Source organism: Achromobacter sp. Marseille-Q4962 (genome assembly GCF_943737005.1).
Lineage (GTDB): Bacteria > Pseudomonadota > Gammaproteobacteria > Burkholderiales > Burkholderiaceae_B > Achromobacter.
In genome coordinates, this window is sequence record NZ_CALSFU010000007.1 from 145,236 (window position 1) to 168,019 (window position 22,784).

Below are 22,784 nucleotides of genomic sequence, written 5' to 3' on the forward strand. Positions count from 1 at the left end.
TCCGCCGCTTTTTACAAATCAATCCAGGCGCGGGCGCGGGGGAAGTAGAGGGCGGCGCGGGCGGGGCGGTGGTCCAGGGCGGTGACTTGGGCGCAGTAGCGCTGGAGCTGTTCGGCGTGGCGTTGGCGCATGCGGTGGGCGAAGGCGGCGGGGGATTCTCCGGGGTGGGGCGCGCCGGTCTTGTAGTCGACGATGAGCCAGCCGTCTTCGGTGCTGAGGGCGAGGTCGATGACGGACACGCGGCCGGCGGCGTCGATGAGGGGCCATTCGCGGCGCGCGCCGGATTGGGACAGCAGCCACCGGCCGCGCTCGTCGGCGAGGGTGGCCTGGAGCGTCTCGAGAACGGCGGCGGCGGCCTCGTCGGCATGGCTGGCGGGGATGCCGGCGCGGGTGAGCTGGCGGCGCATGGCGGGCAGGCGGGCGGCCAGGGCGTCGGCGGTCCAGGCGTGCGCGCCGTCCTGGCCGATGCGGGCCAGCCAGGCGTGGGCCAGGGTGCCGATGGCGGCGTCATGGCCGGCGTCGAGCTGCCAGGCCGGATGTTCGGCGCTTTCCCAGCCGCCGCGCGGCGGCGCGGAGAAGCCGGGGTTGGGCGCGCCGCCGCCGGCCACGGCCAGCTCGGCCAGGCCCTGGGCGCTGAGACGCCGCAGCGGCTCTCCCTGCCATTCCGGCCCGCTGGGCGCGATTTCGGCCGGAACTTCCGGCGCGGGCGGAGGCGCGGGAATGTCCAGGCAGGGCCAGAGCCGGCCCAGCAGGCTGGCGGCGGCGGGCGGTTTGGGCTGGCCGCTGTCGGCGTCCAGCGTCACGTGCCCCACCAGGTGCAGGCGCTGGCGCGCGCGCGTGGCCGCCACATACAGCAGGCGGTCCACTTCATAGGACGCCCGGCGCGCCTCGCGCGCGCCCAGGTACTTGGAGATGGGGTCGGCCTCGGCGTCGGCGCGCGCCTTGACCGGGCCCATCAGCACGCGGTCGCCGCTGTGCTCGAACCGCACCAGCGGCGCGCGGTCGGCCTGCGGCGCACGATGCAGGCCGTACAGGATGACCGTCTCGAACTGCAGTCCTTTGGACTTGTGCATGGTCATGATCTCGACCGCGCCCTCCTCGCCCGCCGCGTCGGGCGCGGCGAACAGCCGCGCGATGCCCGCGTCCAGCGCGGCAGGGTCGATGGCGCCGTGCGGAGCCAGGCGTTCGACGAGCTGGAACAGGCTTTCGGCGTCGTTGGCCACGGACGCGCCCGGATAGAGCGCGGGGCCGCCCAGCCGGCGCCACACGGATTCCAGCCAGGCCGCGAAAGGCACCGCGCCCGAATCGTTGCGGCGGTCCAGCAGCACCGCCGCAACCTGGCGCAGGCGCCGGCATTCGTCGGGGCCGAGCAGCGTCTCGGCCAGCGGAGATTCCGCCTCGGCCGGCGCGTCGCCGAACAGCCTGCCCTGGCCCGTGGGGCCGGCATCCGGCGCGAGCGCGGGCCCGGGCATGCGCAACGCGCGCTCGATCAGCACCGGCACGGGCGTGAGGTGGTCGTGGCCGAACAGGCGCTGCAGCGATTCCAGCGTCAGGCCGCAGAACGGGGCGCGCAGCACCGACAGCCAGGCCAGGCGGTCGGCGGAATGCGACAGGGCGCGCACCAGTTGCACCAGGTCGGCCACCACGGGCCGCAGCGCCAGGGGCACCAGGTCCACGGCGCGGCAGCGTATGCCTTCCTGGGCCAGGCGTCGGGTCAGGCTGCCCAGATGGCTGCGCGCCCTCACCAGGATGGCCACCGGATGCTTGCTGCCCTTGTGCTCGGCCAGGGCCTCGCGCACGAGCCGCACGGCGATTTCCTCGGCCTGCTCTTCGGCCGGCGGCGCGCCCTCGCGCGCCCAGGCGGGATGGAACCGCACCGCCTCGCCCGGCAGCGCGCCGTGGAAAGCCGCCGACGGGCTGTAGGAAATGGCGCCCGCTTCCGCGTCGTTTTCCGCGGGCAGCAACTGCTTGAAGGATCGGTTGACCCACTCCACCACCCCTGCCTGCGAACGGAAGTTGTCGGTGAGGTTGAGGAACTCCAGCTCCAGTTCGCCCACGCCGCGCCTGGCCACTTCCAGGAAGAGCCCGACTTCCGCCTTGCGGAAGCGGTAGATCGACTGCATGGGATCGCCCACCAGGAACAGGCTGCGGCCGTCGCCCTGCTGCCAGCCGGACGTGAGCGTGCGCAACAGGTCGATCTGCGTCTGGCTCGTGTCCTGGAATTCGTCGATGAGCAGGTGCCGGATGGAGGCGTCGAGCTTGAGCAGCAACTCGCCCGGGTCGTCGGCGCTGCCCAGGGCCGCGCCGGCGCGCTGGGCAATCTCGATGAAATCCACCTCGCCGGTTTCGGCAAAGCGCAGCCGCAGTTGCGCGGCGGCCAGGGTGAGCGTGGTGAGCTGGGCCCGCAGCACCTCCCATTGCGCGTCGCTGAAGCAGGGATCGGGCAGATCGCGCAGCGCCGCCAACCGGCGCACCCACGGCGCGTCCGGATCGGCGGCCTCCAGCCACGCCATGAAGGGCTCCTTGTGCGCGCACTTGGGCGGAAAGCCGAGGTTCTTGTTGACCGTCTTGCGCAGCGCGCCCGAACCCGTCAGCAGCAGATGCGACACGGCGCGCCACTGCTCCAGCGCGCAGGCCTCGGCCGGCGGCGCTCCGGTCCAGTCGAGCAGGGCTTCGAGCCGGCGGTCCCCGCCGGCCTCCAGCAGGCAGGCGGCGGCCAGGCGCGCCGGGCCGCACAGGGCGCCGGCCCAGCCGTGGGGCATGGCATCGCGCAGCGACCGCAGGTCGTGGCCGATGGCGTCGGCCAGCGCCGCTTCCATGGCATCGCGGTCGGAACCGTGCGCGATCAGGGGCAGCCACTGGTCGCGCTGGCCGAGCATGTGCGCGATGGCGTCGCGCGCGGCCTGCACGTCCACGTCCATGTGCGAGAGCAGCGTGCGCACCTCCGCGAACTCGTCGGCCAGCTCCAGCGTGGCGCGGGCGGCCGCGTCGTAGTGCGCGCGGGCGTCGTCGGTGATGTCGGGCATGCCGCCCAGCTCCGAGAGCCAGGGCATGCCGCGCACCAGACCCGCGCAGAACGAGTCGATGGTGCGGATGGACAGGCGCGCCGGATGCTCCAGCAGGTGCCAGCCCAGTTCGTCGTTGCGGGCCAGGGCGGCGCGCGCCAGCTCCCAGCTGCGCCGCTCGTGCCGCGCCTCGGGCGGCGGCTGCGCGCCGGCGCGCAGCTTGCCCAGCACGCGCGCGTGCATTTCCGAGGCCGCCTTGCGGGTAAAGGTAATGGCAACGATTTCCTCGGGCCGGCCGACGGTGGCCAGCAGCGCCAGGATGCGGTCGGTCAGCAGTTCGGTCTTGCCGGAACCGGCGGGCGCCTGGACCAGAAACGAGCGCGCCGGATCGAGCGCGCGGGCGCGCGCGGCGTGGTCCCGGGGCAGGCGTTCGCGATCGGGCATTCAGGCGTCCTCTTCGTCCAGGTTCAGGCGCAGGAAAGGCAGCGCGTCGCAGTATTTCAGGTCGTCGCGGCGGTACGCGACGTTGGCGGCGAAACCCGCCGCATATTCATCGGCCAGCGCCTCGATGGCGGCGCGCCAGCGTCCGCGGATCTCGTCCCACGACAGGCCCTCGAAATACGGGCTTTCGGCGGCCAGGGCCACGCCCGGCACGCCCAGGTCTTCGTCGGCCAGCCCTTGCGCGGCCACCTGCCGCGCGTGGATCTGCGCCAGCACCAGGCCGGCCACCTCGTTGCCGCCGGTTTCGGCCAGCACCGATGCGTAGAACGGCAGTTGCAGATTGACCGGCCGCGCGCGCGACCAGTCGGGCTCGGGCCTGGCGGGCGCGGCGCCGGTCTTGTAGTCGAGGATCACGCTGCGCCCGTCGGCCAGCGCGTCGATGCGGTCCAGCCGCAGCTTGAGCGACAGCGCGCCGCGCCGCCACTGGTGGTTCTTTTCAACCTGCGCTACCTCGAACGGCAGCCGGCGCGCCTCCACGTCGAGCCAGGCCGCCAGCACACGGCGCGCGCGTTCGCATTCCAGTTCGCGCAGCGCCGGCGCATAGCCCTGCAGCTCGGTGTCGGCCGCCTGCGCGACGGCCTGCGCAAGCAGCGCCTCCAGCCTGCCGCCCGCCATGGCATCGTGCAGCGCCTCCTGGCCGGGCAGCATGCCCCACACCAGTTCCAGCGCCTTGTGCAGGAACTGGCCGCGCACATTGACCGAAGCCGCATCGGCGTAGGGCGGCAGCTCGCGCCCGCCCAGCCGGTGGCGCACGAAGGCCCACAAGGGGTTGCGGGCCTGCGTGTCCAGCACGTCCAGCCCGCCCGCGCCGCGATCGTCCGCCGACAGCGGCGGCCCCTGGAAATCGTCCAGCGATTCCTGCGGCAGCGCCGTCGCAGCGGCCCCCGCTGGAGGCGCCCAGGCCACGGGCGCCAGGGACGCGATGAGCGGCGACGGCCGCAGCTCGCGCTCGCCGTCCATGTGCGCATGGCTGACGACGATGCGCGGCGCGGTGCGGCACAGCGCGGCGTACATGCCCTCGGCCCATTCGCGCTCGCGCTCCGGCGTGGCGCGCGGCGCGTTGGCCGCCCGCAGCACCGCCAGCGGCAGCAGGGGATTGGGCTTGGGCGACGCCGGCAGCACGTCGTCGGTGAGGCCGAGTATCCACACGCCGTCCCAGTTCCCGCCCTCGGCCTCCAGGATTCCCAGCACGTCCAGGCGCGCCAGCGGGTCGCGCTGCGGCTGGAACGAGGCCGAACGGGCCACGCTGGCCAGCAGGTTCACGGCGGCGCTGGCGCCCAGCTTGCCCGCCGCCGGCGCCAGCGCCGCGAACGAGGCCAGCGCCTCGCCCAGCGCACCCAGCACCTGGTAGCCCACGCTGTCCAGCGCCGCCTCGCCGGGAAAACCCAGCGCCGACAGCGCGGCCTTCATGCGCAGCATCCAGACGTCGCAGCTCGCCTGCCGGCCGCCCTGGGTCCAGATCTCCATGGCCCGCTCCCAGCCCTGGGCCAGCGCGGGCAGATCGGCCAGCAGCTTGCGCCAGTGCTCCGCGCTCACGCGCAGCTGGCCCTGCCGCCGCCAGCGGGCGTCGATCGCGGCCAGCCGTGCGCGACCGCTGACGTCCCCGGCGCAATGGCCGGCCAGCAGGGCCGCGCCCAGCACCTCGGCCGCGCAGCCCCTGCCCGGCGCGCACTCGGCCAGCGCACGCAGCCAGGCCAGCGCCGCGCGCGTCAAGGGCCACTCGTCCAGCGGACGCCCCACCGCCACGTTGAACGGCAGCGCGGGGCCCTCGGGCCCATCGCCCAGCGCCTGGCTCAGCACGCGGCGCGCGAACGGCGATTCCGATTCCAGCTGGGGCGAGACGATGGCATAGCGGCCCGAAGGATGGGCGCGCAACTGCTGAGCGGCCCAGGCCGCGGCCGCCCGCCATTGCGCCCCGGCGTCGGCCGCTTCGTAACGGCCAGGCAGCGTGGGCGCGCGCAGCGCGTCGCGCCACTGCGCAATGGCGGCGCCGCCCGCCTCGAACGCGCGCAGCAGGCGCGCGAAGCGCGGCGATATTTCGGTGAAGCCCGCCAGCACCAGATGGCCGGGCGTGGCCAGCCGGCCCGCTTCCAGCGCGCGCAGCACGCGCGCATAGCCCTGGTTGGCGTCTTCGGCGTCCAGCTCGGCAAGCCGCGTGCGGTAGCGCTCGCGCCAGCGCGCAAAACCCAGGTACTCGTCCGTCCGGGCGCCCGCGGGCACCTCCAGCGCCCATTCGTCCATGAGCTGGTCCGCGTCCATGGCGAGCTTCGCCGCCTGGCCGGCATCCAGCAGCACGCGGCCCGCTTCTTCCTCGCGGATCGCGTCGGTCCAGACCATCTGCGTGGCGAAGCTGTCCAGCCGGTAGGCGGGCACGTCGCCATCCGCCTCGAAAGCCAGTTCGTTGGCGGCATCGGCCAGCCATGCCGACAGCGGCGCGATGCGGGGCAGCTCGCTCACCTGCCGCTCCTGGCGCAGCAGCGCGGCCAGGTCCTGGATCAGCCGGCGCGAGAGCCGGTTGTTCACCGTGAGCACGAGCGTGGACGCGGCCGGCAGCGCGCCGATCTCGGCCAGCGTGAGCGTGGGATGGGAAAGCGGAGCGTCCTGCATGGGGCACGGAGGCGGCGGCGCGGACCGCCCATGACTCGAATGGATGAACAACGGCGTAGGATACCGCGACGCCCGGGCTGGCGGCATGCCGCGCCACGGCGCCGTCCAGCATGTAGGCGCCCGGCCGCACCACCTTGGCCAGGCAGGGCGCGATGCGCTCGACCCTGGCCAACTGCTGCGCCGCCTCGTCCTGCATGCTCCACCTCTGGGGCAACGCCGCCACCGGCCGCTCCTCGCTTTCGGACGCCGTGCGCGGCCGCCGCGCGCGCCGGGCGGAGATTTCCGGCCAAAATCGTCGAACTGCCGCCGACGATCGTCATTCACCCGCGCGCACGCGTTACACGGTTACAGACCGCGGCTGTTTGCGCACGTGGATTTCAACGGCCGCTAGAAGCCGCAGAGCGCGGCGAGGTTTTCCCAGTGGATGCGCATGGCCGGGGTGGTGTAGCCCCAGAAAGCCAGGGCCAGCACGGCCGCCAGCGCCGCCCCGCCAGCCACGCGCCAGCGGCGCGACACGCGAGGCGGCCTGCGTCCGTCCATGGCCGCGCTCAGGCCGCCGCGGGCTGCGCCACCGGCTGCTCGCGCACCGGCAGGCACAGCGCGGCGGCGAACACCGCCAGCGCCACGCCGATCCACCAGACCAGGTCGTAGCTGCCGGTGCGCGCATACACGTTGCCGCCCAGCCAGACGCCGACGAAACTGCCGATCTGGTGCCCCAGGAACACGATGCCCGACAGCGTAGCCGCGTAACGCAGCCCGTAGATCTGGCCGATGAGCCCCTGCGTGAGCGGCACCGTGCCCAGCCAGAACAGGCCCATCCAGGCCGCGAACACATACAGCACCCAGGGCGACAGCGGCAGCGCCAGCAACAGCAGAATGGCAAACGCGCGCATGCCGTACACCACGGCCAGCAGGCGCTTCTTGCTGTACTTGCCGCCCAGCTTTCCCGCGTAGAACGAGCCCAGCACGTTGAAGAGGCCGATCAGCGCGATGGCGGTCGCGCCATTGGCGGCCGTCAACCCGCCGTCCGTGACATAGGCCGGCAGGTGCAGGGTGATGAAAGCGGTATGGAAGCCGCAGACGAAGTAGCTCCAGAACAGGAAATGGAACGAGGGATGGCGCACCGCCTGCCGGATCGCCGAGGCCAGCGACTGGTGGGGCCCGGCATGCGCGGCAGGACGGCCCCGCAGAAAACACGCCAGCGGCGCGGACACGGCCACCAGCAGCGACAGCGCCCACAGCGCGCCCGGCCAGTCCAGGCCGTTGATGAGCGCCTGTCCCGTGGGCACGATGGCGAACTGCCCCAGCGAGCCGCCCGCGCTGGCGATGCCCATGGCCGTGCTGCGGTAAGCGGGCGGCACCGAGCGCGCCACCACCGGCAGGATGACCGGGAAAGTGGTGCCGGCCTGCCCCAGGCCCACCAGCACGCCGGCGCTCAGGTACAGCATGGTTTCGTCGGCGGCGTAGCGCGTACCTATCATGCCCAGCATGTACAGCGCCGCGCCCAGCGCGATCGTGCGCCCCGATCCGTAGCGGTCGGCCAGCATGCCCATGAAGATACAGGCCACGCCCCACACCAGGTTCTGCAGCGCGAACGCCATCGAAAACACGTCGCGCCCCCAGCCGTGGGCCAGGCCCATGGGCTGCATGAACAGGCCGAACGTGGCGCGCACGCCCATGGCAAGCAGCACCACGAGGGTGCCCAGCGCGATGACGCGTACGGAAATCCGATCGGAGGAAGAAGGCATGAAGGCTGGTCTCTGGTTCTTGTGTTCTGGCCGCCAGGCGCCGCCGCGGCATTCCCGGGGGAGGAATCCAGCCATCATATAGAACAAAGACAAGGCCGCGCCAGACCGCCCGCGGCGGCGGCGCCTCCCGGATCCGCCGCCGATGCTAGAATCATGTTCTTCGCCGGACGCGCCTTTCTGGAACGTCCGGGCCGCGGGGCCGGTTGGCAAAGCCGGTTTCGCAAGACCGCCCGCCTCGCCGTAGTTAAATGGATATAACCGGCCCCTCCTAAGGGTCAATTGGTGGTTCGATTCCACCCGGCGAGGCCAGCCTTTCCATCTTTTCCCCAACACAGATACCCGATCCGCGTCCGATACGCTGGCGTTTGGGCGCCCGCCTGCGCGCCTTTCAGCCGGGCACGGCCAGGGCCGGCCCGGCCTGGCCCCGCGCGAATGCATGGCGCACGGCCTGCAACCAGGCTTGCTGCAGCCGGTCGCCGGCGTCGGCCTGGCGCGTCACCGCGCCCAACTGGAAGACCGGGCCGCCGCGGGGCAGCTGCCGCACTTCCACCGGGTACTGCGCAACCAGCCCGGTATCGATCAATTGCAGCACCGAGAATCCCAGGCCGGCGCTCACCATCGCCACGATGGCCGGGGCGCTGCCCAGCTCCACCAGACTGCGCTTGCCCGGCGCCATCCGATGCACGTAGCGGGTGGCCAGGCCGCCGGTGGTGGTGCCGCGGTCATAGCGCACCCAGTCCATGGCCCGGATGCGCAGCTTCAGTTCGGCGGCGCTCAGGGCGGCCGTCGGCGCGCGGCGCCGGGCGTCTTGCGCGCGGGGCGGACCGATGAAGACCAGCGCTCGCGAGGCCAGCGCCTCCCAATGCAGGCCGGCCTGCACGCCGCGCTGCGGCCGCGCCACGATGGCCGCATCCAGCCGCCCGGCCTTCACGTCTTCGGTCAGCGCCATGCTGGCGCCGCGCTGCGGGGCGATGCTCAGCCGCGGGTAGTGCTCGCGCAGGTAGAGCATGGCCCCGGGGAGCAGCATCGGCTGCAGCGCCTCGATCACGCCCACCCGCAGATGCCCCTCCACCACGACGCTGGCGCGCCGCCGCAGGCTTTGCAGCGCCTCCAGCGCCGGCCGCATGGTCTGCACCAGCTCGACGGCCGCAGGCCGCGCGCGCACGTGCTGGCCCGAGCGATCGAACAGCGGCTTGCCCACGTACTGTTCGAGCTGCTTCATCTGCATGCTTACCGCACTGGGCGTCATGTGCATGACGTGGGCCGCCGCGGCGAAACTGCCTTCGGCGACCACGGCGGCCAGGGTCTGGAATGCTTCGACTTTCATCAAGAAAATTGATCTCTATCAGCAAATTAAGTCACTTTTTATGCTAGGGCGCAAGTCCTAGACTGCGGGGCACCGAAGAAAAACCGTTCGCAATTCCGGAAACCCCGCACCATGACGCAAGCCTCGAACGCAGGATGGCGCAGCCAGCAGGCCGCGCAAGACCACAGATGGATCCAGCGGCTGGATCCGCAAGCCGTGGAGGGCCTGGACCAGGCCCTGGAACACGCCAGGGCGGCAGGCAAGCCGCTGCTGGAAATGACCCCCGACGATTTTCCCCTGCCCCCCGCTTGCCGCGATGCGCTGCGGCGCGCGGTGGCGGCCACGCAGTCCGGGTGGGGCCTGTGCCTGCTCAAGGGCTTCCCGGTGCACCGCTGGAGCGAGGCGGACTGCCGCCTGGCCTACTGGGGCATGGGCCTTCACATGGGCGTGGCCCGCACGCAAAACCGCGCGAGCGAAATCATCAACGACGTGCGCGACGCCGGCGGCGGCTACAAGGTCACTAACGGGCGCGGCTACAACACGAACGCCCAGCTCGATTTCCACTGCGACTCCTGCGACGTGGTGGCGCTGCTGTGCCGCCGCACCGCCAAGGAAGGCGGCGCAAGCAAGGTGATCAGCTCGCCCGCGCTGGTGGCGGAATTCGCCCGCCGCCGGCCGGACCTGCTGCCGGTGCTGCGCCAGCCGTTCTATTACAGCTACCAGGGCGCGCAGGATCCGTCCCAGCCTCCCTACTACCGCATTCCCCTGCTGAACGACGAGCGCTCCCCGTTCGCCTTTCGCATCAACCGCAAGAACGTGACGGCGGCGCAGCGGGATTTCAGCGAAGTGCCGCGCCTGAGCCCCGCCCAGATCGAGGCGCTGGACCTGATCGACGAACTGCTCGCCGACCCCGGGCTCTGCTATTCGATGTGGCTCGAAAAGGGCGATATGCAGCTGCTCAACAACTACACCACCGTGCATTCGCGCACCGGTTTCGTGGACCACGACCTCCCCGACGAAAAGCGCCACCTGCTGCGCCTGTGGCTGGCGGTGCCGGATTCGCAGGAGCTGCCGGCGGACTGGGAGCCGTACTACGGCGACCGCCGCGCCGGCTCGGTGCGCGGCGGCCTGCGGGGCAGCCAGCGGCCCGCCGGGTTCGACGCGTTCGAGGCGCGCCAGGCGCGCTTCATGGGCATGCGCTTGCGACCTTTCGTGGCCCCGGCGGGCGAACTCGCCGCCTGAATGCCGCGGCGCGCCCGCGCCACACCAATACAAACACAACCAACGGTCCATGCACTGCCCGGCCGGCGCGCCGGCCCGGCCATCGGAACCCGCCTGAGGAGACAAATCATGAACCGCCGCGAATTCCTGGCCGCCACGCTGCCGGCCGCACTGGCCGTTGCCGCCGGCCCGTTCCCGGCCCGTCCGGCCGGGCTTTCCTCCACGCTGCGCATCCAGGTCGGGGCCCCGCCGGGCGGCGGCACCGACCTGGTGGCCCGCGCGCTGGCGCAGGGCATGGCCGCCGAACTCAAGCGCAATCTCGTGGTCGAGAACAAGCCGGGCGCGGGGGGCAATATCGCCGCCGGCAGCGTGTCCCAGGCCGTCGGCGATCCGAACACGCTGCTGGTGGCCTACACCAGTTTCGCCATCAATCCCAGCATCCAGACCGACCTGCCCTACGATCCCCTCGCCAGCTTCACGCCGCTCAGCCTGACGGCCACCTCGCCGCTCATGCTGGTCTGTCGTCCCGACCTGCCGGTAAAGAACACCGCGGAGCTGATGGCCTACGTGCGCCAGCGCCCGAAGCAATTCAGCATCGGCGGGGCCGGGCTGGGCAGCGCCAGCCAGATGGCCGGAGAAATGCTCAAGGCCCGGGCCAGACTGGACGTGGTGAGCGTCCCCTACAAGGGCGCGGCGCCCGCCGTACAGGATCTGCTGGGCGGCCAGATCCAGTTATTGATGTCGGACATGGCCACCGTCCAGCCCCTGCTGCGCGGCGGCCGGCTCAAGGCGCTGGGCGTGAGCACGCCGGAACCGCTGGCGGCCTATCCCGGCGTCGAACCCATTGCCCGTGTGCTGCCGGGCTTCGACTACCGCACCTGGTTCGGACTGTTCGCGCCCAGGGACGTGGCGGCGGCGCAAGCCGACCGCTTGTCCGAAGCGGCCCAGGCCTGCACCCGGATGCCCGAGATCGCGCAGCGCCTGGAACATCACGGACTGGACGCCGTGGGCAGCGGCCGCGCCGAATTCGAGGTTTTCATCCGGGCGGAAATCAAGCGCTGGCGGGTCGTGGCCGAGGCCACGGGGATGCGGCTGGGCTGAACGCCCCCGGCGCCTGAAATCATGTTCCGAGGGCTGGCGGGCGGGCCTCCGCCGGCCCCATTTTTTTCTGTTTCACTCCGCTGCTTTTTCAGCCAGATGAGGGTTATTCCGGGCTACGCTCATGCGCCGCCGGCAGGTAGTTTTCGCCTTCATGCCTTGTGACCAAATGCATCAACAACGGGCCTGCGCGACCGTTTTTTCCTCTTTCGGCCCAAATCTCTTGCGCAGCACTTGAAATTGCTGTTTAAATTCGACGCGTAAACCTCTAATTCATCGGTACTTTTTGGGTCCGGAGAAATTCAGGTTTATGCAATATTTTCTTACTGTCTGATAAGCCGGTTTACACCATGGCATTTTCCTGGACCCGTGCAATTGCGAAAGCCCTGGCGCCGCTGGCGCTGGCAGTCTGCGCGCTCCACCCTGACGCCGCGATGGCGGCCAAGAATACCGACCCTTGCAAGACCAACGCCAAGTCGGCGGCCTGCAAGGCGCAGCAATCCAAGAAGTCCCCCTCGGCCAAGAAGCCGGCATCCTCCAAGAGCGCTTCGGCCAAGACCTCCTCGGCCAGGAAGGCGCAGCCCGCCGCCTCCAAGAAGGCGCCCAAGGGCGGCAAGCAGGCGGTGGCGCGCTCCGGCAGCGCCAGGAAGCCGGCCGCCGGCAAGAGCGGCAAAGGCGGCAAGGGTGCGGCCGGCAGGCGCGCGGCGGCGGCCGCCGCCAGCGCCGCCATGCCGCCGCCCGCGGTGTCCGTGCGCGCCGAAGCCGCCGCGCTGCGCTCCAGCACCGCCTACGTGCAAGACCTCGAAAGCTCCAGCGTGCTGTTCGCCAAGAACGAGAACGTGGTGCGCCCGATCGCCTCGATCTCCAAGCTCATGACCGCGCTGGTGGTGGTGGACGCCAACCTGCCCATGGACGAGATGCTGGAAATCACCGACGACGACGTGGACTCGCTCAAGCACACCACGTCGCGCCTGCGCGTGGGCACCCGCCTGAGCCGCGGCGACATGCTGCACCTGGCGCTGATGTCCTCGGAGAACCGCGCCGCGCATGCGCTGGGCCGCAACTATCCCGGCGGCCTGCCGGCCTTCGTGGCCGCCATGAACGCCAAAGCGCGCGCGCTGGGCATGACGAACACGCATTTCATCGAGCCCACCGGCCTGTCGAGCGAAAACGTGTCCTCGCCGCGCGACCTGGCCCGCCTGCTGCGCGCCGCCTCGCAGCGCCCCCTCATCCACCGCTATTCCACCGATTCCGAGTACGAGGTGGAAATCAACAAGCGCACCCAGACCTTCCGCAACACCAACCTGCTGGTGCGCAAGCCGGACTGGGACATCAAGATCTCCAAGACGGGATTCATCAACGAGGCGGGCGAATGCCTGGTCATGCTGGCCCGCATCAACGGGCGCGACCTGGCCATCGTGCTGCTCGATTCCCAGGGCAAGCTCTCGCGCATCGGCGACGCCGTGCGCATCCGCCGCATCGTGCAAAACGAGGTGGCGCTGGCTTCGCTGCAATCCGGCGGCTGACCCGGCGTCCCGCCGACTGTCCCGGGGCCCGGCCAGTCCGGGCCTCTTTTTTTGCGCGCAAGCCCGCAGAGGGCCGTGTCAGGCCGCCCTGGCGGGGCGCGGAGCGGCTTCCTCGCACAGCGCGGGCGGCAGGCCGCGCAGCACGGCGCCCGCATCGAGCGAGCGGATGGGCACCGAGGCGTCGCGCGGAATGCGGCCCTCCGCCAGCAACACTTCGTAGCGCAGGCAGCAGACGCGCAGGAAAGAAGTGAAATTGGCCGCCTCGCCGCGATACGCCACCAATTCGTCGTACAGCCGCTCGATGAGCTGGGACACGCGCATGCCGTCGCGCGCGGCGATTTCTTCCAGCACCTGCCAGAACAGCTTTTCCAGCCGCACGCTGGTGGCCGCGCCATGCAGCCGCAGCGAACGCGTCTGCGGCGAGTACGACTGCGCACTGGCGCGGATGAAGATTTCACACATGCAAGCTCCCTGTTTTTTTCTGGTGCGGTGCGGCGTCCGGGGCCATCTGCAACCGTGCGTTTCCGCCCGACCGCGCGGCGCGCCGGGTTGATATAAATCATTGTCTCGATGCAGTGCGGGTTCGAGGATAGTGAAACTGATCCGACTTCGGAGGTAAAGATGCAGAAAACCATGAAGGCCGCAGTTGCACGTGAATTCGGCAAGCCGCTGGCCATTGAAGAAACCGAAGTGCCCCGCCCTGGCGCGGGCGAGATCCTGGTGAAGATCGAGGCTTGCGGCGTCTGCCACACCGACCTGCATGCCGTCGAGGGCGATTGGCCGGTCAAGCCCAATCCGCCTTTCATTCCGGGCCATGAAGGTGTGGGCTACGTGGCGGCGCTGGGCGCCGGCGTGACGCACGTCAAGGAGGGCGACCGCGTCGGCATCCCCTGGCTGTACTCGGCCTGCGGGCATTGCGAGCATTGCCTGGGCGGCTGGGAAACCCTGTGCGAGCAGCAGAAGAACACCGGCTATTCCGTGAACGGCGGCTTCGCGCAGTACGCGCTGGCCAACGCCGACTACGTGGGCCTGCTGCCCCGCAGCGTGGGCTTCGTCGAGGTGGCGCCCGTGCTGTGCGCCGGCGTCACGGTGTACAAGGGGCTCAAGGTCACCGACACGCGGCCGGGCAACTGGGTGGTGATTTCGGGCGTGGGCGGCCTGGGACACATGGCGGTGCAATATGCCCGCGCCATGGGCCTGAACGTGGCGGCCGTCGACGTGGACGACGCCAAGCTCGACCTGGCGCGCAGGCTGGGTGCCGAAGTCACCGTCAACGCCAGGACCACCGATCCGGCGGCCTATCTCAAGAAGGAGATCGGCGGCGCGCACGGCGCCCTGGTCACGGCCGTGTCGCCCAAGGCCTTCGAGCAGGCGCTGGGCATGGTGCGGCGCGGCGGCACGATTTCGCTCAACGGGCTGCCGCCGGGCGACTTTCCCCTGTCGATCTTCGACATGGTGCTCAACGGCATCACCGTGCGCGGCTCCATCGTCGGGACGCGGCTGGACCTGCAGGAGTCGCTGCAGTTCGCCGAGGAGGGCAAGGTGCGCGCCACCGTGTCCACCGACACGCTGGAAAACATCAACAACGTGTTCGACCGCATGCGCAAGGGCCAGATCGAGGGACGGGTGGTGCTCGACATGCAGTGACGGCAGGCAATGGCCGCCCGCCCCCCGCGCGGCCTGCTCCCGGCGACGGGCGGCCCGCCGTCAGATCTCGATGCGCGCGCCCAGCAGTTTCATGAACTGGGACAGCCAGGCGGGATGCGCGGGCCAGGCCGGGGCCGTGACGAGGTGTCCGTCGGTGTGGGCCTGGTCGACCGCGATGTCGGCGTAGGTGCCGCCGGCGAGCCGGACTTCCGGAGCGCACGCCGGATAGGCCGAGCACGTGCGGCCCTTGAGTACGCCCGCCGCCGCCAGGATCTGCGCGCCGTGGCAGACCGCCGCGATGGGCTTGGCCGCCTTGTCGAAGGCGCGCACGATGTCCAGCACCTTCTCGTTCAGGCGCAGGTACTCGGGCGCGCGGCCGCCCGGTATGACCAGGCCGTCGTACGCGGCGGGATCGACGCCGTCGAAATCGTGATTGAGGGTGAAGTTGTGGCCGCGCTTCTCGGTGTAGGTTTGCGCACCCTCGAAGTCGTGGATGGCCGTGGCCACGGTATCGCCGGACTTCTTGCCCGGGCACACCGCATGCACGGTGTAGCCCACGGCCAGCAGCGTCTGGAACGGCACCATGGTTTCATAGTCTTCGGCGTAATCGCCGACCAGCATCAGCAGTGTCTTGCTCATAATCGTCTCCGTCTGTTCTGCGCCGCCGCGCGGGCGGCGCCGGTCCGGACTTCCACGGGCCCGGGTCATGGCAGGGACGATTGTGCGCGCAAGCCGCCCGCCGCGGGTGGTATGGGAATACCGCGCGACGGGCGATCGGCGGCGGGCGCGCCGGCGCTGCCGCTATTCCAGCGCGACGGAAACCGGCTTGGCGCCCAGCAGGTCGACCAGCACCCTGGGGTCTATGCCCACCAGATAGCCGCGCCGCCCCCCGTTGATGTAGACCACCGGGTATTCCAGCGCCCCGGCCTCCACGTACACCGGCATGCGCTTGCGCGTGCCGAAGGGCGAGGTGCCGCCCACCTGGTAGCCGGAGTGGCGCTGCGCAACCTCGGGATGGCAGGGCTGCACTTTCTTCAGGCCGGCCTGGCGCGCCAGGTTCTTGGTGGAGACTTCGCGGTCGCCGTGCATGACGACCACCAGCGGCCGCGCGTCCTCGTCTTCCATGATGAGCGTCTTGACCACCGCGTGCGGGTCCAGCCCGAGCTGGCGGGCGGCCTCGCCCGCGCCGCCGTGGTCAACGTAGTCGTACGTGTGCTCGGAGTAGGCCACCTTGTTCCGCTTGAGGAACTGCGTGGCGGGCGTTTCGGAAACGTGGCGGGATTTGCTCATGGTGCGTGGTGACGGGCGGTCGGCCTGTGGCGTGTCGCCCTAGCCTCTCGGGTGGTGCGCGGCGTGCAGGGCCTTGAGGCGCTCGCGCGCGACGTGGGTGTAGATCTGGGTGGTGGAAATGTCGGCGTGGCCCAGCAGCATCTGCACCACGCGCAGGTCGGCGCCGTGATTGAGCAGGTGCGTGGCGAAGGCGTGGCGCAGCACGTGGGGCGAGAGCGGCGCGTGTATGCCGGCCTTGATCGCATACTTGCGCACCAGCTGCCAGAAAGCCTGGCGCGACATGGCCTGGGCGCGGCCGGTGATGAACAGCGCGTCGCATACGCGGCCGCCGGACAGCTCCGGCCTGGCCGACTCCAGGTAGCGCGAGATCCAGTGCGCGGCTTCGGCGCCCAGCGGCACCAGGCGGTCCTTGCCTCCCTTGCCGAGCACCACGCGCAGCACGCCTTCGTTCAGGCTCGCGTCCAGCGCGCGCAGGCCGACCAGCTCCGACACCCGCAGGCCGGTGGCGTACAGGGTTTCGAGCATGGCGCGGTCGCGCAGGCCCCGGGCCTGCGACACGTCGGGCGCGTTCAGCAGCTCATCCACCTGCGCTTCCGACAGCGTCTTGGGCGTGCGCGGCGGCTGCCTGGCGGCCGCCAGCGTCAGGCAGGGATCGCGCTCGGCGCGATGCTCGCGCAACGCCCAGGCGTAGTAGCGGCGCAGCGCGGCCAGGCGGCGGTTGGCGGTGGCGGGCCGGGTTTCCTCGTGGCGGCATGCGAACCAGGCCTCGATGTCGGCCTTATCGGCCTGGCTGATGGAGCGGGCCCGCCCCGGGGCGGACAGGGGGGCCAGCCCGAGCCGCGCCATTTCGCGCGCGCGGGCCTGCGGGTCTTCGAGCCACCGCGCAAAGCCGGTGAGATCGCGCCGGTAGGCCGCCAGCGTATTGGCCGACAGGCCGTCCTCCAGCCAGACGGCGTCGAGGAAAGCGTCTATGTCGGCCTGCGAGGCCAGCGGCGAGGAAGAAGACGGAGACATGGAACGGAGAAAACGGGGGCGTGCGTTGCGCCATCGCGGCCCCGGCAAGTCTACACCGCCACCTGCCCGTCCACGCCGGCGGCCACGGATTCGAGCCAGCTCTCGAAGGCCTGCAGGGCTTCGGAACGCTCGCTGCGCTGCGGATAGCCGAAGTAATAGCCCTGGCTCACCGCGAGCGACTGGCGCACGGGCATTGCGAGCGTCCCCTGGTCCAGCGCGGGCTGGGCCAGAAAGCGCGGCATGAGCCCCACGCCCAGGCCGGCCTGGACCGCCGCCATCACCATGGTGAACAATTCGTAGCGCGGGCCGCCCGCCGCCTGCGGACCGTACAGATAGCCGTTGGCCGCGTACCACTGGCGCCAGGCGTCGGGCCGCGAACTGAGGTGCAGGTGGGTCATGCCGCCCAGCACGGCGCCGCCCTCGTCGCGCGCGCGCTCGGCCAGCGCCGGGGCGCACACGGGCACCAGCTCGCGCTCGGGAAAGAGCAGCACGCCCTGGGTGCCCGGCCACAGGCCGTCGCCATGGTAGAGGGCGCCGTCGAAAGGCTGGTCCTTGAACTGGAACGGCAGCGTGCGCACCGACAGGCTCACGGTGATGTCGGGCTGGCGGCGCTGGAAATCGGCCAGCCGCGGAATGAGCCAGGTGGTGGCCAGGGTGGGCACCACCGCAATGTGGATGCTGCGGCCCATGCCCGTGCGGCTGACCAGGCCGAAGGTGTCTTTCTCGATCTGGTCGAGATGGTGGCGGATGCGCCCGGCGTACTCGGCGCCGTGCTCGGTCAGCACGATGCGGCGGCGCACGCGCGTGAAGAGCTGCACGCCCAGGCGTTCTTCCAGGCTGGCCACCTGCCGGTAGACCGCGCTGTGTGTCAGGGCGAGTTCTTCGGCCGCGCGCGAGAAGCTGCCCAGGCGGGCCGAGGCTTCGAATGCCTGCAGGGCGGTCAGGTTGGGGATGCCGTTTCTCATGGGACGGGACAAACCGGAGCGGATCGGACGCGAGGCCGGGCCGGGGGTTGACACGCCCTAGTGCCCGGGACTCAACAGATTGTGCAATTTTATCAATTGCCTTGTGCGACGGAGGCACATATGCTCGTGGATTCCATCCCGGTTCTTCTCGAATACCCCCCATGTCCCAGCAAAAATCCCGTTTAGGCGGTCATATCCTGGTCGACCAGCTCGTGGCCCAGGGCGTCAAACATGTGTTCTGCGTGCCCGGCGAAAGCTATCTGGCGGTGCTGGACGGTCTGCATGACGCGAACATCGAGGTCACGGTGTGCCGCCAGGAAGGCGGCGCGGCCATGATGGCCGACGCGCACGGCAAGCTCACCGGCGAACCCGGCATCTGCATGGTGACGCGCGGCCCCGGCGCCTCCAACGCCCTGGCCGGCGTGCACATCGCCAAGCAGGATTCCACGCCGCTCATTCTCTTCGTGGGCCAGATCGAGCGCGGCATGCGCGAGCGCGAAGCCTTCCAGGAAATGGACTACCGCGCCGTGTTCGGCACCCAGGCCAAGTGGGTTACCGAGATCGACCAGGTCGAACGCATTCCCGAGCTGATCTCGCGCGCCTTCCACGTCGCCACCTCGGGCCGGCCCGGTCCGGTCGTGATCGCCCTGCCGGAAGACATGCTGGTGGAGTCGGCCGAGGTGGCCGACGCGCCGCGCTACGAGGTCATCGAGAGCGCGCCCGCGGCCGGCCAGATGGCCGAGCTGCAAAAGCTGCTGGCCGAGGCCCGCAACCCCGTCGCCATCCTGGGCGGCTCGCGCTGGAACGCGCAGGCCGTGGCGCAATTCGCCGATTTCGCGCAGCGCCACGCCCTGCCCACGGCGGTGTCGTTCCGCCGCCAGATGCTGTTTCCGGCCGATCACCCCTGCTACATCGGCGACGTGGGCCTGGGCATCAACCCGGCGCTGGCCAAGCGCGTGGCCGACGCCGACCTGATCCTGCTGGTGGGCGGGCGCATGTCCGAGAACCCCAGCCAGTCGTATACCCTGCTGGACATCCCCGTGCCGCGCCAGAAGCTGGTGCACGTGCATCCCGACAGCGCCGAGCTGGGCCGCGTGTACCGTCCCACCCTGGCCGTCAACACCTCGCCGGCGGCGTTCGCGCAGGCGCTGTCCGACCTGAAAGCGCCCGCCCGGCCGGCCTGGGCGGACGACACGCGCGCCATGCGCGAGTCGTATCTCAAGTGGAGCGACCCGGCCTCCATCACGACGCCGGGCAGGCTGCAGATGGGCCAGGTCATGGCCTATCTCGAATCCCACCTGCCGGCCGACGCCATCATGACCAACGGCGCGGGCAACTACGCCACCTGGCTGCACCGCTTCCATCGCCACACCCGCTACGGCACCCAGCTCGCGCCCACCTCGGGCTCCATGGGCTACGGACTGCCCGCCGCGGTGGGCGCCAAGCGCGTCCGGCCCGACAAGACCGTGGTGTGCTTCGCGGGCGACGGCTGCTTCCTCATGCATGGCCAGGAATTCGCCACCGCCGTGCAGTACGACCTGCCCATCATCGTGGTGCTGGTGGACAACGGCATGTACGGCACCATCCGCATGCACCAGGAGCGGCACTATCCCGGCCGCATCTCGGCCACCGCCCTGAAGAACCCGGACTTCGCCGATTACGCGCGCGCCTTCGGCGGCCACGGCGAGCGCGTGGAAACCACCGAGGAATTCGGCCCGGCCTTCGAGCGCGCGCTGGCCAGCGGCAAGCCCGCCATCCTGCACTGCCTCATCGATCCCGAAACCATTTCGCCGTCGACCACGCTGCAGAAGATCCGCGAGGCGGCCCTCAAGGCGCGGCAATGACGCGGCCGGCAGCCCGGCGCGCCCGCGGGCGCGCCGGCTTGTCGCGCCAAATATTTTAGATTTAAACTATTCAGCATTCCATACCGGACAAGATAGCGGAGACCAGCATGTCCTCGAACCCCTCCTTCCATTGGCAAGACCCCCTGCTGCTGGACCAGCAGCTCACCGAAGAAGAGCGCATGGTGCGCGACGCCGCGCATGCCTACGCCCAGGACAAGCTGGCCCCGCGCGTGCTCAACGCCTTCCGCAACGAGCAGACCGACCCGGCCATCTTCGCCGAAATGGGCGAGCTGGGCCTGCTGGGCGCCACCATTCCCACCGAGTACGGCGGCGCGGGCCTGAACTACGTCTGCTACGGCCTCATCGCGCGCGAAGTCGAGCGCGTGGACTCCGGCTACCGTTCCATGATGAGCGTGCAATCGTCGCTGGTCATGGTGCCCATCAACGAATTCGGCAGCGAAGCCCAGAAGCAGAAGTACCTGCCCAAGCTGGCGCGCGGCGAATGGATCGGCTGCTTCGGCCTCACTGAACCCAACCACGGCTCCGATCCCGGCGGCATGGAAACCCGCGCCGTCAAGACGGCCGACGGCTACACGCTCACCGGCAACAAGATGTGGATCACCAATTCGCCCATCGCCGACGTGTTCGTGGTGTGGGCCAAGTGCGTGGGCGGCGAATACGACGGCAAGATCCGCGGCTTCATCCTGGAAAAGGGCATGCAGGGCCTGTCCGCCCCGGCCATCCACGGCAAGGTGGGCCTGCGCGCTTCCATCACCGGCGAAATCGTGATGGACGAAGTGGAAGTCTCCGAAGCCCAGATGATGCCCGGCGTAACCGGCCTGAAGGGCCCGTTCACGTGCCTGAACTCCGCCCGCTACGGCATCGCCTGGGGCGCGCTGGGCGCGGCCGAGGCCTGCTGGCACACCGCCCGCCAATACACGCTGGACCGCAAGCAGTTCGGCCGCCCGCTGGCCGCCAACCAGCTCATCCAGAAGAAACTGGCCGACATGCAGACCGAGATCACCCTGGGCCTGCAAGGCTGCCTGCGCCTGGGCCGCATGAAAGACGAAGGCACGGCCGCGGTGGAAATCACTTCCATCATGAAGCGCAATTCCTGCGGCAAGGCGCTGGACATCGCCCGCCTGGCCCGCGACATGCTGGGCGGCAACGGCATCTCCGACGAGTTCGGCGTGGCCCGCCACCTGGTGAACCTCGAAGTGGTCAACACCTACGAAGGCACACACGACGTGCACGCCCTCATCCTGGGCCGCGCCCAGACCGGCATCCAGGCGTTCTACTGATCGTCCGCCGTCCCCGCCGACAAAGCGCCGCGCAAGCGGCGCTTTGTTTTTTCGGCCTCCATTGCCGTTAGCCCCGATGGCGCGGCGCGTGCGCAGGCCGTACCCTTGCGGCATCGTCCCGGCACTGGCCCGGACCGCCTCGCGCGGTCCGCCGCGTGCCCGACCCCGGATTTCCCCCCACCAGGAGTCGCGCATGTTCCGCAGCCTTTCTTCCCTCCGCCTGGCGGCGGCCCTCACGCTGGCGCTGGCCGGCAACGGGGCCTGGGCCGCCACCACGCTCACCATGGCCACCGAGTATCCGGCCTCGTCCATGCCCGGCCAGGGCGTGTCCACTTTCGCGGAACTGGTGCGCGCCAAGACCGCGGGCCAGGTGGTCATAGACGCCAGCTACGACGCCGCCAAGGGCATCAAATCGGCGGGCATGATCGATGCGGTGCAGGCGCGCAAGGTGGATGCCGGCGATGCGTTCGCCGGCGCGCTGGCCGGACAGTATCCCGTCTTCGGCGTCTCTTCCCTGCCCTTCCTGGCGGACTCGCTGCAAAAGGCCCGCAACCTGAACAAAGCGGCGCGGCCGGCCTACGAAAAACTGCTGGCCGGGCATGGCCAGAAGCTGCTCTACACCACGCCCTGGCCGCCGTCCGGCATCTGGTCCAAACGCAAGATCGACAGTGTGGCGGCGCTGAAATCGCTGAGCATCCGCACCTACGACGCGACTTCGCAGCAGGTGATGGAAAAGGCGGGCGCCAAGGCGCAGAACATTTCGTTTTCGGACGCCATGCCGCGCATCGCCTCGGGCGAGGTGAACGCCGTGCTGTCCTCGGGCGACGGCGGCGCGGGACGCAAGCTGTGGGAGCACCTGCCGCAGTTCGCCGAGATCAACTACGCCATGCCGGTGTCCGTGGCCACCATGAACCTGGAAGCCTACAAGGCGCTGGACGCCCGGGCGCGCAAGGCCATCGACCAGGCGGCCGCCCAGACCGAAGCGGAGCAATGGAAACGCATCGAGGGCCGCCTGCAGCAGAACTACGCCACCATGCGCAAGAACGGCGTGGCCATCAACACTTCGGTGCCGGCGCCGGTGCGCGACGCGCTGAAGCGGGCGTCGGCGGACTCGCTCAGCGCCTGGAAGGCGGCCGCCGGCCCCGACGGCGCGGCCATCCTCAAGCGCGCGGGCATACGCTAGGAAAAGGCGCGGAGCCGGCGCGGCCGGCTTCGCCGCCGTCAGTCGTTGCCCGAAAGATCGAACAGGCTGGTGGCATCCAGCTCGAGCACGGATTCGCCGTGCTGGTTGAGGACGGTCCAGGCCCAGGTAATGATGCCCAGGTCCGGACGCGACGACGAATGGCGCACGCCCTGCACGCGGGCTTCCAGCCGCAGCGTGTCGCCGGGCCGCACCGGCGTGCGCCAGCGCACCTCGCCCAGGCCGGGCGAGCCGAACGATTCCGAATCGTGCAGCGCCGCGTCCACCGCCATGCGCATGGCCAGCGCGCAGGTGTGCCAGCCGCTGGCGATGAGCCCGCCCCAGCGGCCCTCGGCGGCGCGTTTCAGGTCGGTATGGAACCATTGCGGATCGTAGCGCGTGGCGAATTCCAGGATTTCTTCCTGCGTGACGGCGACCGGCCCGCCCTTGATCACCATGCCGTCTTTGAATTCGGCGAATTTCATCTTGTGCAGTTCCCCTCGCGAACACGGGCGCCCGCGGCGCCCGTCC

General features: G+C 70.2%; 18 protein-coding genes and 1 tRNA gene. 8 read left to right on the forward strand and 11 right to left on the reverse strand.

Annotated elements, in window-relative coordinates; translation table 11 throughout:
• Positions 1–11: 11 nt before the first annotated feature.
• The 4 genes from NGJ44_RS08110 to NGJ44_RS08125 form a co-directional block, all read right to left on the reverse strand.
• The gene (locus tag NGJ44_RS08110; protein ID WP_251863627.1) at positions 12–3,449 is read right to left on the reverse strand and encodes a UvrD-helicase domain-containing protein; all 3,438 of its coding nucleotides are present in this window, start codon (positions 3,447–3,449) and stop codon (positions 12–14) included.
• A complete protein-coding gene (locus NGJ44_RS08115) occupies positions 3,450–6,113 on the reverse strand; it encodes a PD-(D/E)XK nuclease family protein (protein ID WP_251863628.1) in 2,664 nt (887 codons plus the stop codon).
• Positions 6,114–6,500: 387 nt separating this feature from the next.
• Complete coding sequence (locus NGJ44_RS08120; protein WP_251863629.1) at positions 6,501–6,653, reverse strand: hypothetical protein; 153 nt, start codon at positions 6,651–6,653, stop codon at positions 6,501–6,503.
• Positions 6,654–6,661: 8 nt separating this feature from the next.
• Positions 6,662–7,861: an MFS transporter gene (locus tag NGJ44_RS08125; protein ID WP_053245505.1), complete on the reverse strand. Its 1,200-nt coding sequence runs from the start codon at positions 7,859–7,861 to the stop codon at positions 6,662–6,664.
• A gap of 234 nt (positions 7,862–8,095) precedes the next feature.
• On the opposite strand from NGJ44_RS08125, the gene NGJ44_RS08130 reads away from it, so the two are divergent.
• Positions 8,096–8,170: transfer RNA gene (locus NGJ44_RS08130), tRNA-Arg, on the forward strand.
• Between the two features lie 79 nt (positions 8,171–8,249).
• On the opposite strand, the gene NGJ44_RS08135 is transcribed toward NGJ44_RS08130, so the two are convergent.
• Positions 8,250–9,188, reverse strand: coding sequence for a LysR family transcriptional regulator (locus NGJ44_RS08135; protein WP_251863630.1), 939 nt, complete (start codon positions 9,186–9,188; stop codon positions 8,250–8,252).
• A gap of 111 nt (positions 9,189–9,299) precedes the next feature.
• On the opposite strand from NGJ44_RS08135, the gene NGJ44_RS08140 reads away from it, so the two are divergent.
• The 3 genes from NGJ44_RS08140 (at position 9,300) to pbpG (ending at position 13,012) form a co-directional block, all read left to right on the forward strand.
• Complete coding sequence (locus tag NGJ44_RS08140) at positions 9,300–10,409, forward strand: TauD/TfdA family dioxygenase (RefSeq protein WP_251863631.1); 1,110 nt, start codon at positions 9,300–9,302, stop codon at positions 10,407–10,409.
• A 108-nt stretch (positions 10,410–10,517) separates the two neighbouring features.
• Positions 10,518–11,489 carry a Bug family tripartite tricarboxylate transporter substrate binding protein gene (locus NGJ44_RS08145; protein WP_251863632.1) on the forward strand — a complete coding sequence of 324 codons (972 nt, stop codon included), beginning with the start codon at positions 10,518–10,520 and terminating at the stop codon, positions 11,487–11,489.
• A 347-nt stretch (positions 11,490–11,836) separates the two neighbouring features.
• Positions 11,837–13,012: a D-alanyl-D-alanine endopeptidase gene (gene pbpG / locus NGJ44_RS08150; protein ID WP_251863633.1), complete on the forward strand. Its 1,176-nt coding sequence runs from the start codon at positions 11,837–11,839 to the stop codon at positions 13,010–13,012.
• A 78-nt stretch (positions 13,013–13,090) separates the two neighbouring features.
• On the opposite strand, the gene NGJ44_RS08155 is transcribed toward pbpG, so the two are convergent.
• The gene (locus tag NGJ44_RS08155) at positions 13,091–13,474 is read right to left on the reverse strand and encodes a ribbon-helix-helix domain-containing protein (protein ID WP_053245508.1); all 384 of its coding nucleotides are present in this window, start codon (positions 13,472–13,474) and stop codon (positions 13,091–13,093) included.
• Positions 13,475–13,633: 159 nt separating this feature from the next.
• Between NGJ44_RS08155 and adhP the strand changes: the two genes are divergently transcribed.
• On the forward strand, positions 13,634–14,659 hold the full coding sequence (adhP, locus tag NGJ44_RS08160) for an alcohol dehydrogenase AdhP (RefSeq protein ID WP_251863634.1): 1,026 nt from the start codon (positions 13,634–13,636) through the stop codon (positions 14,657–14,659).
• A 60-nt stretch (positions 14,660–14,719) separates the two neighbouring features.
• On the opposite strand, the gene NGJ44_RS08165 is transcribed toward adhP, so the two are convergent.
• From NGJ44_RS08165 to NGJ44_RS08180, 4 genes are all read right to left on the reverse strand, one after another.
• Positions 14,720–15,298 (reverse strand): DJ-1/PfpI family protein, encoded by a 579-nt coding sequence (locus NGJ44_RS08165; protein ID WP_251863635.1) that lies wholly within the window; start codon positions 15,296–15,298, stop codon positions 14,720–14,722.
• A gap of 162 nt (positions 15,299–15,460) precedes the next feature.
• Positions 15,461–15,949, reverse strand: coding sequence for a Cys-tRNA(Pro) deacylase (ybaK, locus tag NGJ44_RS08170; RefSeq protein WP_053245511.1), 489 nt, complete (start codon positions 15,947–15,949; stop codon positions 15,461–15,463).
• A 39-nt stretch (positions 15,950–15,988) separates the two neighbouring features.
• Positions 15,989–16,963, reverse strand: coding sequence for a site-specific tyrosine recombinase XerD (gene xerD, locus NGJ44_RS08175; RefSeq protein ID WP_251863636.1), 975 nt, complete (start codon positions 16,961–16,963; stop codon positions 15,989–15,991).
• A 50-nt stretch (positions 16,964–17,013) separates the two neighbouring features.
• The gene (locus NGJ44_RS08180; RefSeq protein ID WP_251863637.1) at positions 17,014–17,928 is read right to left on the reverse strand and encodes a LysR substrate-binding domain-containing protein; all 915 of its coding nucleotides are present in this window, start codon (positions 17,926–17,928) and stop codon (positions 17,014–17,016) included.
• 161 nt (positions 17,929–18,089) lie between these two features.
• On the opposite strand from NGJ44_RS08180, the gene NGJ44_RS08185 reads away from it, so the two are divergent.
• The 3 genes from NGJ44_RS08185 (at position 18,090) to NGJ44_RS08195 (ending at position 22,256) form a co-directional block, all read left to right on the forward strand.
• Positions 18,090–19,772, forward strand: a complete 1,683-nt coding sequence (locus NGJ44_RS08185) for a thiamine pyrophosphate-binding protein (protein WP_251863638.1) — start codon at positions 18,090–18,092, stop codon at positions 19,770–19,772.
• A 107-nt stretch (positions 19,773–19,879) separates the two neighbouring features.
• Complete coding sequence (locus NGJ44_RS08190; RefSeq protein WP_251863639.1) at positions 19,880–21,073, forward strand: acyl-CoA dehydrogenase; 1,194 nt, start codon at positions 19,880–19,882, stop codon at positions 21,071–21,073.
• A gap of 193 nt (positions 21,074–21,266) precedes the next feature.
• On the forward strand, positions 21,267–22,256 hold the full coding sequence (locus NGJ44_RS08195) for a TRAP transporter substrate-binding protein (protein ID WP_251863640.1): 990 nt from the start codon (positions 21,267–21,269) through the stop codon (positions 22,254–22,256).
• A 38-nt stretch (positions 22,257–22,294) separates the two neighbouring features.
• On the opposite strand, the gene NGJ44_RS08200 is transcribed toward NGJ44_RS08195, so the two are convergent.
• Positions 22,295–22,738, reverse strand: coding sequence for a MaoC family dehydratase (locus tag NGJ44_RS08200; RefSeq protein ID WP_251863641.1), 444 nt, complete (start codon positions 22,736–22,738; stop codon positions 22,295–22,297).
• Positions 22,739–22,784: the final 46 nt, after the last annotated feature.

Excerpts from the sequence above, each read along its gene's own strand:
- NGJ44_RS08125 (WP_053245505.1), bottom strand. The coding sequence starts at position 7,861 with ATGCCTTCTTCCTCCGATCGGATTTCCGTACGCGTCATCGCGCTGGGC.
- NGJ44_RS08155 (WP_053245508.1), bottom strand. The coding sequence starts at position 13,474 with ATGTGTGAAATCTTCATCCGCGCCAGTGCGCAGTCGTACTCGCCGCAG.
- NGJ44_RS08145 (WP_251863632.1), top strand. The coding sequence starts at position 10,518 with ATGAACCGCCGCGAATTCCTGGCCGCCACGCTGCCGGCCGCACTGGCC.
- NGJ44_RS08115 (WP_251863628.1), bottom strand. The coding sequence starts at position 6,113 with ATGCAGGACGCTCCGCTTTCCCATCCCACGCTCACGCTGGCCGAGATC.
- xerD (WP_251863636.1), bottom strand. The coding sequence starts at position 16,963 with ATGTCTCCGTCTTCTTCCTCGCCGCTGGCCTCGCAGGCCGACATAGAC.
- NGJ44_RS08120 (WP_251863629.1), bottom strand. The coding sequence starts at position 6,653 with ATGGACGGACGCAGGCCGCCTCGCGTGTCGCGCCGCTGGCGCGTGGCT.
- NGJ44_RS08180 (WP_251863637.1), bottom strand. The coding sequence starts at position 17,928 with ATGAGAAACGGCATCCCCAACCTGACCGCCCTGCAGGCATTCGAAGCC.
- pbpG (WP_251863633.1), top strand. The coding sequence starts at position 11,837 with ATGGCATTTTCCTGGACCCGTGCAATTGCGAAAGCCCTGGCGCCGCTG.
- NGJ44_RS08140 (WP_251863631.1), top strand. The coding sequence starts at position 9,300 with ATGACGCAAGCCTCGAACGCAGGATGGCGCAGCCAGCAGGCCGCGCAA.
- NGJ44_RS08190 (WP_251863639.1), top strand. The coding sequence starts at position 19,880 with ATGTCCTCGAACCCCTCCTTCCATTGGCAAGACCCCCTGCTGCTGGAC.
- NGJ44_RS08200 (WP_251863641.1), bottom strand. The coding sequence starts at position 22,738 with ATGAAATTCGCCGAATTCAAAGACGGCATGGTGATCAAGGGCGGGCCG.
- ybaK (WP_053245511.1), bottom strand. The coding sequence starts at position 15,949 with ATGAGCAAATCCCGCCACGTTTCCGAAACGCCCGCCACGCAGTTCCTC.
- NGJ44_RS08165 (WP_251863635.1), bottom strand. The coding sequence starts at position 15,298 with ATGAGCAAGACACTGCTGATGCTGGTCGGCGATTACGCCGAAGACTAT.
- adhP (WP_251863634.1), top strand. The coding sequence starts at position 13,634 with ATGCAGAAAACCATGAAGGCCGCAGTTGCACGTGAATTCGGCAAGCCG.
- NGJ44_RS08185 (WP_251863638.1), top strand. The coding sequence starts at position 18,090 with ATGTCCCAGCAAAAATCCCGTTTAGGCGGTCATATCCTGGTCGACCAG.
- NGJ44_RS08110 (WP_251863627.1), bottom strand. The coding sequence starts at position 3,449 with ATGCCCGATCGCGAACGCCTGCCCCGGGACCACGCCGCGCGCGCCCGC.
- NGJ44_RS08195 (WP_251863640.1), top strand. The coding sequence starts at position 21,267 with ATGTTCCGCAGCCTTTCTTCCCTCCGCCTGGCGGCGGCCCTCACGCTG.
- NGJ44_RS08135 (WP_251863630.1), bottom strand. The coding sequence starts at position 9,188 with ATGAAAGTCGAAGCATTCCAGACCCTGGCCGCCGTGGTCGCCGAAGGC.